This is a genomic window from Streptomyces erythrochromogenes (genome assembly GCF_036170895.1).
GTDB classification, from domain to species: Bacteria; Actinomycetota; Actinomycetes; order Streptomycetales; family Streptomycetaceae; genus Streptomyces; species Streptomyces erythrochromogenes.
In genome coordinates this window covers 5301550-5314462 of record NZ_CP108036.1, presented here as the reverse complement: position 1 = coordinate 5314462, position 12913 = coordinate 5301550, and the positions used below count along the sequence as shown (strand labels likewise).

Annotated in this window: 3 protein-coding genes and 1 pseudogene; 3 read left to right on the top strand and 1 reads right to left on the bottom strand. The window is 67.3% G+C overall.

Annotated features, from left to right (window positions below; translation table 11 throughout):
* Both tesB and OHA91_RS24300 read left to right on the top strand, forming a co-directional pair.
* Positions 1–876: pseudogene (gene tesB / locus OHA91_RS24305) on the top strand (acyl-CoA thioesterase II).
* A 141-nt stretch (positions 877–1017) separates the two neighbouring features.
* Positions 1018–2271, top strand: coding sequence for an acyltransferase family protein (locus OHA91_RS24300; protein WP_266501014.1), 1254 nt, complete (start codon positions 1018–1020; stop codon positions 2269–2271).
* 72 nt (positions 2272–2343) lie between these two features.
* Here OHA91_RS24300 and OHA91_RS24295 read toward each other — a convergent pair whose 3' ends face one another.
* Positions 2344–6240, bottom strand: a complete 3897-nt coding sequence (locus tag OHA91_RS24295) for an FG-GAP-like repeat-containing protein (protein WP_328740000.1) — start codon at positions 6238–6240, stop codon at positions 2344–2346.
* A gap of 622 nt (positions 6241–6862) precedes the next feature.
* Between OHA91_RS24295 and OHA91_RS24290 the strand changes: the two genes are divergently transcribed.
* Positions 6863–12883, top strand: a complete 6021-nt coding sequence (locus OHA91_RS24290) for an RHS repeat domain-containing protein (protein WP_328739999.1) — start codon at positions 6863–6865, stop codon at positions 12881–12883.
* Positions 12884–12913: the final 30 nt, after the last annotated feature.

The following is a 12913-nucleotide window of genomic DNA, read 5'->3' as shown; positions in this document are numbered from 1 at the left end:
TTGAACGAGGCACTGACGGATCTCCTCGATCTCCTCGACCTGGAGCAGATCGAGGAGAACATCTTCCGCGGCACCAGCCGCACCTCCCTGGTGCCGCGCGTGTTCGGCGGCCAGGTGGCCGCGCAGGCCCTGGTCGCGGCCGGACGCACGGTGCCCGCGGACCGTCTGCCGCACTCGCTGCACTCGTACTTCCTGCGCACCGGCGACTCCGGCGCGCCGATCGTCTACTCCGTGGACCGGATCCGCGACGGGCGGTCCTTCACCACCCGGCGCGTGGTCGCCGTCCAGCACGGGCAGCCGATCTTCCACCTCTCCGCGTCCTTCCAGACGTACGAGGAGGGGCTGGAGCACCAGGTCCCGATGCCGGCCGCACCGGATCCCGAGTCCCTGCCGACGGCCGCCGAGGCGCTGCCGCCGTACCGCGAGATCTTCCGCGACCCGGGCACCGTCGAGCGGCTGCTGGAGGCGCGCGGCGCGGTGGACCTGCGGTACGCGACCACCCCGCCCTGGGGCACGGTCGGCGAACCGCTGGAGCCTCGCTCGCAGGTCTGGTTCCGCACGCAGGGCAAGCTCGCGGACGACCCGCTGCTGCACACCTGCCTGGCCACCTACGTCTCCGACATGACCCTGCTCGACGCGGTCCTGCTCGCGCACGGACGCGGCGGCTGGGCGGTGGGCGACGTGGTCGGCGCCTCCCTGGACCACGCGATGTGGTTCCACCGGCCCTTCCGCGCGGACGAATGGCTGCTGTACGACCAGGAGTCCCCCTCGGCCCACGGCGGCCGGGGCCTCGGCCAAGCCCGCATCTAAACCCAGGACGGCCGCCTGGCGATCACGGTCATCCAGGAGGGCGTGGTCCGCATCCCGCGCGCCTGACTCCGCGGGCGCGGGCACGGCTCACCGTGACCATGGCCGGATCACCGTGACCTGCGCCACTTCACACGAAGTGGATTGGACAGGGGGCGTCGGGCCCCGGCAGCCTTTTGCGGTTGACCGAACCAGGGGATAGGCACGTAAGTGGAAAACCGCACTTCTCGGTGGGCGGGGCGGTGGTCCCACGGCACCGTTGCCGAACTGCTGACCGGCCGGAACAACAGCCTGGGCTTCATCCGGCTGATTCTGGCGACGGCGGTGGTCGTCTCCCACGCGCGCGTGCTCGGTTTCGGAAAGACCGAATTCGGCCACTCATTCACGCAGGGCCAGGTAGACCTCGGAAAGTGGTCGGTCTACGGGTTCTTCATCCTCTCGGGAATACTCGTCACGCGCAGCGGCGTGCGCCTGGGCCTGGGGAGGTTCTTGTGGCACCGGGCATTGCGCCTGCTGCCCGGACTGTGGGTCTGCCTGTTCCTGACGGCATTCGCGGCTGCTCCCGTTCTGTACTGGAAACTGCACGGGACCCTGGACGGTTTTTGGGGGCACGCCTGGGGCCCGGTGGAATACCTGCGCTCGAACGGGGCGATCCAGCTCAACCAGAACGACGTGTCCAACGTGATGTCCGACGCCATGGCCAAGGGTGTCGCCCATGACCGGAGCATCGACGGGGCTCTGTGGTCGCTGTACTACGAGGTCCTCTGCTACGCGGGCGTGGCGCTCCTGGCCCTGACGGGCGTCCTCGCGCGCGCCCGGCGCGCGGTGCTGCTGATCGCCGGCCTCCTGGGCTGGCTCGTCATCAGGCAGGCCGTCGGCGACCGCTTCTGGGCGGGCTCGTTCGACGCCACCTACTTCCACCCGGTGGACCTTCCCGTACTGGGCTTCACGAACCCGGTCCTCGTCATCTACCTCGGGTTCGCCTTCGCACTGGGCACGGTCATCGAGCTGTACCGCGAGCGTGTACCGGTCAGCGACGTGCTCGGCCTCGCCTCGCTCCTGGTGCTCGTGCTCAGCGCGCACTACGGATTCCTCTTCGTGGTCGGCCTGCCGGCCTTCGCCTACTTCCTGGTGTGGCTGGCGATCCGTCTCCCGGCCCCCTTCCGCCGGGTCGGCGCGCGCAACGACTACTCGTACGGCATCTACATCTACGGCTTCGTGGTCGAACAGGCGCTGGTCATCCTGGGCTTCGCCCGCTGGGGCCTGCTGCCCTACCTCGGTCTGAGCCTCGCGGTGACCGTCCTGCTGGCGATGCTGTCGTGGCACTGCGTGGAGAAGCCCGCGATGCGCCTGAAGGACCTGGGCGGCCGCCGAGGCGGAGCGCGAGGCGGCGGCCGCACCCCGGCAGCGTCGGCCCCGGCCGCCGAGGCGGGCGAACGGGACAAGGTCGCCGTCCGCCCCTGAAGCCTGCGGAAAGCAGTGAGGGGGGGTGAGATCCTTACGGGATCTCACCCCCCCCTCACCGGCTTTCAGGGGTCAGAGGAGGATGTCGTATCCGACCCAGCCGACGCCGATCAGGCTTCTGCCCTCAGGGAGGAAGTCGAACAGGTCCCCGGTACGGGTGACTCCGACCTGCTCCGGCTTTCCGTCGACGTTGAGGTCGCCGGCGTAGGGGGTCCACTCCCCGTTCCACCAGCCCTCGCCGATGACGCTGGAAGCACCGAAGCTGACGGAATCGCCAGTGCTGGTGTTCGGGTAGAGGTGGAGCTTGCCGGTGCCGTTGTTGCTGTGCGCCATGATGTCGACCTTGTTGTCGCCGTTCATGTCTGCGAACCGCAGGCTGGGCCAGTACCCGGCATGCCAGCCGACGCCGATGGAGACGCGGTTGCCCAGCGTGCCCGTGCCGGTGCCGCCATTGTGGGGATAGACCCACAGGTTGCCGTCGCTGCCGCGGCCGATGACGTCGGTGCGGCCGTCGCCGTTGAGGTCCCCGAAGCCGAGGTCGGCGTAGGTGTCCCAGCCCGTGCCGATCAGGACCGGGTTGCCGAGCGTCTCGGTCCCCGTCCTACCGGTGCCCGGGTACAGGTACAGGTCTCCGAACTTGTTGCGGGTGACGACGTCGGTGTACCCGTCGTTGTTGAGGTCGGCGGAGTGCACGTCCGTCCAGTGGTCACGCCACCAGCCGTTGCCCGCGAGGTACCGCTGGCCCAGCGTGTTGGTGCCGGAACCGCCGGTGCCCGGGTAGATCCAGAGGTGGCCGTTGACGTCACGCACCGCCACGTCGGTGTAGCCGTCGCCGTTGTAGTCCGGCCGGCTCTGGCTGCCGCTGCTCCACAGGCTCTGCCCCGAAGCGGTGTAGATGACGAGCACACCACGGGGCTGGAGCAGCGCGTACGAGCCCGGAGTGCTGGTCTTGCTGGTCCAGAGGGTCGCCTTGGCGTCGGCCGACAGGACGATGAAGCTTCCGTCACTCTGCATGCGGGCCGTGGCGCCCGGGTTCCCGGCAGTGCCGGTGGCCCAGAGCTGCTTGCCGTCCTTGCTCAGCAGGACCAGATTGCCGTCGGACTTCATCAGCAGCTTGGAGTTACCGCTGGAGTACTCCTGTCCCGACGTCAGGGTGGTACCGGCCGGGATGCGGGCACCCGGGACGCCGTCGATCTGGAACTGCGCGCCGAAGGAGGCGATGGTCGAGCCGTCGGCGGTCGCCTTGCCCGGCCAGCCGACCATGGTGTTGTCGGCCTGGCGGGCCCACAGGTCGGCGACTCCGTCACCGTTGAGGTCGCCGGACGAGCCGATCTGCGGGTAACTCGCCTGGGGCAGACCGGAGTGGACCTTCGTGCGGGGCAGGGTGCCCCACGTCGCCAGGTTAACCGTGTGCGTCGGCTCCGGGCTCTTATTCCCGTGCGTGCTCAAGACGTCGCCGGTGGCGTTGTCCCGCAACAGCAGGTCCGGCACCTCGTCCTTGTTGAGGTCCCCGGCGGCGATGACCGTGTACTTGTTCCAGTCGGTGCCGCCGACCAGCACGGGGGTCGCCTCGTCCAGGTCGCCGTAGACGGAGTTGAAGTAGGCCCAGAGCTTGTCGCCCTGCTTGACGAGGATGTCAGGAACGCCGTCGTTGTCGAGGTTGCCCGGCGTGATGATCTGCTCGGCGTTGGACCAGTGGTTCTCCGCAGGCCGCGAAACGGACTTCTCCACGGGGTCGATGACGCCGCCCCGACCGTTGTTGCCGTAGACCCACAACGTCTTGCTCGGCAGACCGGGCTTCTGCTGCAGGGCGAGCATGTCGTTGTAGCCGTTGTTGTCCCAGTCGCCCAGATTGGCGACCTGGGCGCCGGCGAAGGACTTGGCGGAGCTGACCATGGCGGAGAACTTGCCGTTACCCTGACCCGAGTAGGTCAGGAGGCTGCCGAAGAGGTCGTTGCTCCAGATGTCCCGGTTCCCGTCACCGTTGACGTCATGGGGCACGTCCCTCGCCGCTGCGCGGGCCGCGTAGAACCGGTACACCGCGGTGTCGGAACGATTGCCGGCGGCGTCCTGGGTGAAGGCGTACACGAGGTGCGGGCCGGCGCCGGGCGGGGTGATCTGCGCGGTGAAATCAGTGCCTGCGGCAACGGAGGCGCTCTTCACCTCCGGGTCCCAGTCGGTGTAGTAGCCATACCAGACGACGTCCTTGTCACCGTTGGCGGAGAAGGTGAAGGCACCTGCGCTACGCGCTTTGCCAGTGCCCGCGGGCCAGCCGTTCGTACCGTCGGGGAAGACGGTGGAGCTGATCTTCGGAGCGTCCGCCGGACGGGCCCTGTCGACGGTGAACTTGCAGGACTGGGTCCAGCCCGACTGGGCACCGTCCCCGTCGGTCGTCCGCGCCCGCCAGGTGTAGCTCCCGTCGGGCAGGGAAGCGTCCGGGACGCTCCAGGTGACGAACTTGCCGTTGTTCGAAGGAAGGTTCTGGGTGAGAGTGGGGCTGCTCTCACCGGCCTTGAAGATCTGGAACTCCGTGTTCAAGTTTCCCGCATCACGGTCGGAGGCCGTGGCGTAGAGCCTGATCGCGGCGTTGCCGATGGGGCCACCCTGCTCGCACGGGACCCAGGGCGAAACACCCGGGTCGGACGGCGTGTTCGGCGGGTTGTTGTACTCGATCTCCAGCGTGACGGTCTTCGGGTCGAACCGCTTCCAGTAGTACTTGTCGCTCTCGTTGGACGCGTACAGACCCACGGTCATGCTGGACCAGCCGTTGGACGCCGCTTCCCGGACACCGTTGGTGGCGTTGAACTCCAGGTTTCCGGCGGCGCAGGCAGCCCGACCCTTGGCCGCATTGACCGTGTCGAGCCAATTGCGCTTACCAGGCTGGTAGTTCCACGTCGTGTCCCGCGAGATCGGACCGGTGGTCCACAGCTCCACGGGCTTCGGGGTGCAGGACCAGGCCCAGGTCTCCTTGATCCGGAAGGTCGCCTTCGACACCTGGGCGCCCTTGACGGCGGAGGTGTCGACCTGGAAGAAGGACCGCGAAAGCCCGTTCGTTTCGTCCTCGTACCCGACCCGCACGTCCTCCTTCGTGTTCCAGTAGGAGTTGTCCGCCCAGGTGCGGTAGGCCCACGCCCAGTTCTGCCGGTCGCCCCATGCCACCGAGGGGTCGATGAAGACGGGGTACTTGGTCCCGGCACCCTTCAGGAGGGCCTGGTCGGGCTTGATCTCCAGGTTGCCGCCCGTGACGGCGGTGGGCATCTGGGCGCTCTTGGCTCCCGACGGCGTCACGAAGACGTCCGAAGGGGCTCCGCCCGCCTCCGAACCGGCACTGGCCACGCCCATCCGTGCAGCCTGCGCACCGTCTCCCGTGGTGGTCGAGTCCCACATCACCGGATTCGGCGAGGTGAAGATGATCTCGCCGGCCGGATTGGTCGCGGTCAACAGACCCGTCGTCGCGTTCTTGGTGACGTTCAGGCCCACCGTGTCGAGCTTGAATTTGAGCGTCGCGAGGTCGGGGTGCTGCGCCGCCGCGGCAGACTTGACCACCAACAGCTGGGAGAAGCCCTCGACCTCGGCCTTCAGCTGGAGGTCGACGTCCGGAAGAACATTGGCGTAGGTCGCCACGTTCTCGGCGAGCGTCGGCTTGGGCAGCGCCTGCGGCCAGGTGAACGACAGGGTCCGCCCGTTCTTCACCCCGGTCAGCAGCGGGCCGGTGCCACCACCGGAGAAGGCGATCGCGACGGCCGAGGCCTTCGGCTTCACCTTCCCGTCCGCCGCGAACTGCAGCGTCGGATCGGTGGGCACCCAGCCACCGGCCTGCCGGACGCGCACCGTTGTCCCGTGGCGCTTGATCGACCACTTACCGGTCGGCAACGCCCAGGTGTCCGAGGTCTCTGTGCGCGCGGACGTCAGCTCGTAGGGCTGGCCGGTCTCCTTCGCCTTGGCGAGCGCGAAGTCCTCCGCGCTCATGGAGCCCTCAGCGACCGGATCGGTGGCCGCGACGGCAATTGTTGAAGGATTAATCACAGTCAATCCGGTAGCGGTTATTCCGCTTATCAGAGCCATCGAGATGGCCCGTGAAATCCCCCGCCCGCCCGGCACGCCGAGCAGGGCCTCTCTTCTTCTCACATGCACTCCATCTGCCCGATATCCACGGGGCTGACTCTACTGGGAGCCTCGGACAGCATCTGCACCCTGACCTGCAATTTTTACGCCAGTCAGGCGCGTGTCACCCCATATGGGCCACTAGTTCCCCTTGGCCCAATTGGAACTAATTCCGGGATGCCGGATTGGCGAATTCTGCCTGTTAGTCTGCGCCGTAAATCTTTCTAGAAGCATGGGGTGGGGTGTGAGAAAATTCAGTGCGCGAGGACTTTCTGTGGCGTTGGCCGCAGTCGTCCTCTCGGGCATGTTGCCCAGCGCTGTCGCCGTAGCGGATGGCAAATCCAAGCCATCGCTACCGGAGCTCAAGCAGCCGAAGGCGGTACCGGTCAAGCCGGTCCGCGCGGGTGGCGCAAAGAAGGCCGATGACGCGGGTGCGACTCCGTGGAAGGCGCCGAAGGTCTCCTGGCCGGCTGCCGGTTCGGCAGAGGTGAGTCTGACCTCGACTCCGGCCTCGGGTCCGGTCTCGAAGTCGTTCCTGTCGGGTGCTGCTCGCGGGCCGGTCGTCGACCCGGGTTCGCAGCAGGCCGGCAAGCTCCCGGTCGCGGTCTACGTACCGCCGGGCAAGGCGGCCGAAGCACCGTCGAAGGTCAAGGTCTCCGTCGTCGGCAAGGACGCGGCGCGCAAGGCGGGCATCGACGGCGTCCTGCTATCGGTCGGACGGTCGGACGGCGGTGCGCAAGCCGCGCCGACGAAGGTCGAGGTGGACTACAACTCCTTCCGCGGCGCCTACGGCGGCGACTACGCCTCCCGACTGCGCCTGGTGGAGCTTCCGGCGTGTGCGCTGACGACTCCGGAACGCGCGGAGTGCCGTACCCAGACGCCGCTGCAGACGCAGAACGACACCCGCGCGGGCAAGCTGTCGGCTCAGGTGACCACGCAGGGCGCGGCTCCTTCGGCCAAGTCCGCGGGGGTGTCGGCGAAGTCGGCATCCGCGGCTTCGGGCGGCGCGACGGTCCTCGCCACGACGGCCGGTGACGCCGGCCCGACAGGTGACTACAAGGCGACCTCGCTGCAGCCCTCCGGCTCTTGGAGCGCGGGCGGCTCGACGGGCGCCTTCTCCTGGTCCTACCCGGTGGCGACGCCCTCCGTGCCCGGCGGGCTGGGCCCGCAGATCTCGCTCGGCTACAGCTCCCAGGCCGTCGACGGCCGCACGGGCATGTCCAACAGCCAGGGCTCGTGGATCGGTGACGGCTGGAACTGGGAGCCAGGCTTCATCGAGCGCAAGTACAAGGCCTGCAACGACGACAAGACCGGCGGCACCAACACCGCCAAGGTCGGCGACCAGTGCTGGTTCAACGACAACGCCACGCTGTCGCTGGGCGGCAAGTCGACCGAGCTCGTCTACGAGCAGGGCAAGGGCTGGCACCCGGCCTCGGACTCGGGCGAGAAGGTCGAGAAGCTCACCGGCGCCGTGAACGGCGACAACGACGGTGAGCACTGGAAGATCACTACGACCGACGGTACGCAGTACTTCTTCGGTTTGAACCGTCTCCCGGGCTGGAAGGACGCGGTGTCCACGCCGACGACCAACTCCGCTTGGACCGCGCCCGTCTTCGGCAACCAGGCCGGTGAGCCCTGCTACAACGCCTCGTTCGCGAGCGCCTCGTGCAAGCAGGCTTGGCGCTGGCAGCTCGACTACGTGGTCACCCCCGGGGGTGACGCGATGGCGTACTACTGGAAGACCGAGACCAACAACTACGGCCGGAACGTCTCCATGACCACCGGCAAGGCCACGGTCACGCCGTACATCCGCGGCGGCTGGCTCGACCACATCGACTACGGGCTCCGCTCCGACGCCGTCTACAGCGGCAAGGCGATGGCGCAGGTGAAGTTCGACGTCAACGAGCGCTGCCTCACCAATTGCGGCACCTTCGACGAGGCCAACGCGAAGAACTGGCCGGACTCTCCGTACGACTTGTTCTGCAAGGACGGCTCCACGGAGTGCAAGGGCCAGTACTCGCCGACCTTCTGGTCCCGGATGCGCCTGACCGGCATCCACACCAAGGTCCTCACCGGCGGCGCGTACCAGGACGTCGACTCCTGGACCCTGGACCAGAACTTCCCGCCGGCGGGCGACGGCATATCCACCCCGATGTGGCTGAAGTCCATCTCGCGCACTGGCAAGGCGGGCTCCGCGCAGGACGTCCCGCTCGACCCCGTCACGTTCGCGGGTGAGCAGCGTCCCAACCGGGTGGACAAGACCGGCGACGGTCTGGCCCCCTACGTCCGGCTGCGAATGTCCCAGGTCAACACCGAGACCGGTGGCACCCTCGGCGTCACCTACTCGCAGCAGGACTGCACTCCCACCACGCTTCCGACCTCGGACGCGACGAACACCACCCGGTGCTTCCCGGTCAAGTGGGCCTGGGAGGGTGACACCTCCAAGCTCGACTGGTTCAACACCTATGTCGTCAACCAGATCGTGGAGGGCGACAACCTCGCATCGACGCCCGACAAGGTGACCTCGTACACCTACGTCGGCGGAGCGGCCTGGGACAAGGACACCAGCGAGTTCACCAAGGCCGAGGACCGTGTCCACTCCGTCGCCCGCGGCTACGGACTCGTCCAGACCCGCACCGGTGCGGCCAGTGACCCGAAGACGCTGTCCGAGACCCGCTACTTCCGGGGCCTCGACGGCAAGGAGGTCAAGGACGGCACCGGCGTGGCGGTCACCGACCGGCCCGAGTTCGCAGGCATGGTCCGTGAGACGGCCACCTACGAGGGCGACGACACCACCAAACTCCTGGGCGCGACGTCCAGCACGCCGTGGCGTTCGGCCGAAGTGGCCAAGCGCCTGCGCCCGGGACTGCCCAACCTCACCTCCTACAAGACGAACGTCGAGAAGGAGTCGACCCGCACCACCGTCACCGGTGGCACCCGAACGACCGAGACTAGCCGTCACTTCGACGAGTACGGCATGGCCGACTGGCAGTTGAGCACCGGTGACACCGCCAAAACCGGCGACGAGTCCTGCACCCGGACCACGTACGCGCGCAACACCGCCACGTGGATCCTGGACCGGCAGAGCCGCGTCGAGACCGTCGCGCTTCCGTGTGAAACGACCGGTAGCACTCCGGCCGACGTCATCAGCGACACCCGGACCTACTTCGACAACGGCACGCTCGGCACCGTCCCCGGCCGGGGCCTGGTGACGAAGACCGAGAAGATCAACGGCAAGGGCGACGGCTACGACACCGCGTCGACCGTCCCGTCGACTTGCGGCGCTGCTAAGGACCAGCTCTGCTACGACCTCTACGGACGGGTACTGGCGGCCGGTGACGCGTACGGAAGGGTGACCACCACCTCGCACACGCCCGCCACCGGCGAGGCTCCGACCGCGATGACAGTGACGAATCCGCTGGGGCATGCGGTCACCAGCCAGCTCGACCCGCTGCGCGGGCAGGCCACCAAGGTCACCGACCCCAACGGCAAGGTCACCACGACGGCGTACGACGCTATGGGCCGGGTGACGAAGGTCTGGGCCCCGAACTGGGCTGCCGAGACCTACCCGGACCTGCCGAGCCGCGTCTTCCAGTACACCGTCCGCAACAGCGGTCCCAACGTGGTCACGTCCAAGACGCTGACCCACGACTACGAATACTCCGTCGTCCACTCCATTCAGGACGGTCTGTTGCGTGAGCGGCAGACGCAGACCCAGTCGCCCGACCTGTCCGGCCGTCTGGTCACGGAGACCTTCTACGACACCCGCGGCCTGGCATGGCGCACCTCCGGCACGTACTACGCCGACGGCGCGCCTTCGACCGATCTGGTCACGGGCCAGGAGCTCAACTACCCGTCCTCCACCGACACCCTCTTCGACGGCGCAGGCCGCCCGACGGCGGTGATCGCCAAAAAGTTCGGCACCGAGACCAAGCGCACCACGACCGGCTACACCGGCGACAGCACCACGGTCAGCCCGCCCCCGGGTGGCACCACGAGCACAACGGTCGTCGACGCGCTGGGTCGCACGGTCGAGGTCAAGCAATACACCGACACGACCCGCACCACCTCGCAGTCGACCCTCTACACCTACAACAAGCTCGGACAGCTGGCCCAGGTCACCGACCCGGCGAACGCCAAGTGGACGTACACCTACGACGTCCGCGGCCGCCAGGTAGAGGTGAACGACCCGGACAAGGGCGTCACCAAGACCGCTTACGACGTGGGTGACCGCGTCACCGACGTCACCGACGCCCGCGGCATCACGCTGCACACCGACTACGACGACCTCGGTCGCGCCGTCGCCACCAAGCAGGGCGCGACGCCGCTGACCTCGACCGTCTACGACACCGTGGCCAAGGGCAAGCCCGCCAAGTCCACGCGCCACGTCGACGGCAAGGCGTACACCTCGGAGGTCCTGTCCTACAACGACCTCTACCAGCCTCTCGAAACCCAGGTCACCATCCCGTCCACCCCCGACACTGGTGCGACGGCCGGCACATACAAGTGGGCGAACACCTACAACATCGCCGGCCAGGTCCGCACGACCAGGCACCCGGCCATGGGCGGCCTCCCGGCCGAGACGGTGGGCAGCACCTACAAGTCGGTCTCGGGCCTACTCAACAGCATGGGTGTGGGCAGCAGCCGCCTCATCGGGGCAGTTTCCTACGACCACTACGGCCGCTCGGTCCGCCAGGAACTCGGAGCGTCCGACCAGAGCCTGTACCGGACGAACGAGTACGACGAGCACACCGGTTCCCTCACCCGCACCGTCACCGACCGGGAGCTCGCGCCCCAGCGGATCGAAGACACCAAGTACACCAACGACCCCGCTGGCAACCTGACGGCGATCGCCTCGGCCTATGGCCAGGACGCTGCCCGGACGACAGACACCCAGTGCGTCAGCCTCGACTCCCTGCGCCGCATCACCGAGGCCTGGACGAACAAGGGCGAAACCTGCGCGGCGGCGCCTTCTGCCTCCGTCATCGGTGGCGAAGACCCGTACTGGACGACATACACCTACGACGCCGTCGGCAACCGCAAGACGGAGACCAAGCACAAGACCGCCTCGGGCCCGACCGAGGACACCATCCGCACCTACGCGCCCCCGACCGCCGGAAAGCACGACCTGCCAAAGGTCACCCAGACCGGCACCAACCCGCACGAGGAGACCTTCACCTACGACGCATCCGGCAACACCAAGACCCGGAAGAACGGCACGGGTGAAACGCAGTATCTCGACTGGGACGCGGAAGGTCGGCTGAAGTCCCTCGCCCAGGGCGCGACCACCGACTCGTTCATCTACGACGCAACCGGTAACCGCCTCCTGCGCAAGGAAAAGGACAGCACCACGCTGTACCTGCCGTCCGGCAACGAGCTGAAGCTGGACAAGGCGGGCACGGCCACCGGCACCCGCTACTACGGCGATGTCGCCGTCCGCACGGGCGGCAAGCTCACCTTCATCTTCGCGGACCACCACAACACCGGCACCACCCAGGTGACCGCCGACGCGACCCAGACGGTCACCCGCCGCAAGACGGGCCTGTTCGGCGAGACCCGCGGCACCCAGCCGACGACGTGGACCGGCGAGAAGACTTTCGTCGGAGGCACGAAGGACAACGACAGCGGCCTGACCCACATAGGAGCCCGCGAGTACGACCCCTTGATCGGCCGATTCATCTCCGTCGACCCGATCATGGATCTCAAGGACGCCCAGCAGCTCCACGGCTACACCTATGCCGCGAACAACCCGTTCACCTTCTCCGACCCGGACGGCCTCAAATACTTCGAAGGCGACTCCGACCAGGGCTTCCAGTCCAAGCCCCAGAGCGTCGTCGAAGCCGCGCGGAGGTACACGACCGGTTACGGGACGATATATTCCGCGCGCAGCAAAGGCTGCGGTATCTGGTGCGGCAGCAAGCCCAGGCCCGGGGTCTTCGTCAGACCCCCCGGTGGACGCAGCCCACAGGACCTTGTGAATGCGGCGCTCCGCTTGGAGCGGGACTACCTCGGTCGGCAGACCTGGCCGCTTCATTGGGTTCCGGGCGACGGGGCCGACGGTAAGGCAGACGCTTCGCTCCTCAAGCCAAACCTCGCAGAGCGGACAAGGTGTGTGAACGATCCGCTCGAATGCTGGACGGCTCGGAACATCAAGCAGTGGGCCGAGGACGAATCCAAAGCAGAAGAAGAACGTACGGGTATGCCCACGAACGCCTACCGGCACACACTGTGGCAGGCCAGGCTGACTGTGGAACTCGGCGAGGAGCGTGCGATCGCCTGGGCCGACGCCCATGAGGCATACCTCCACGACGGAACACGGGACGACCATCTGGCAGACCTTTACAACAACGCCCGCGGCAGAGAAATCGGCAAGGGAATTCTCGACCGTGCAACCCCGTACGAGTTCAGGCTCGGAAGTCAATACTTCAACACCCGCATCATCATCGATGCGAAGGCATACGTGGGTTCGGGTCACTCCTCCCGACCCGAGTACAACCTGGGCTACTGAGATCATGACGCCGGGTAAGGAAAGGAGGGC

Coding starts and splice junctions, on each gene's coding strand:
- OHA91_RS24295 (WP_328740000.1), bottom strand. CDS start 6,240: ATGAGCGCGGAGGACTTCGCGCTCGCCAAGGCGAAGGAGACCGGCCAG.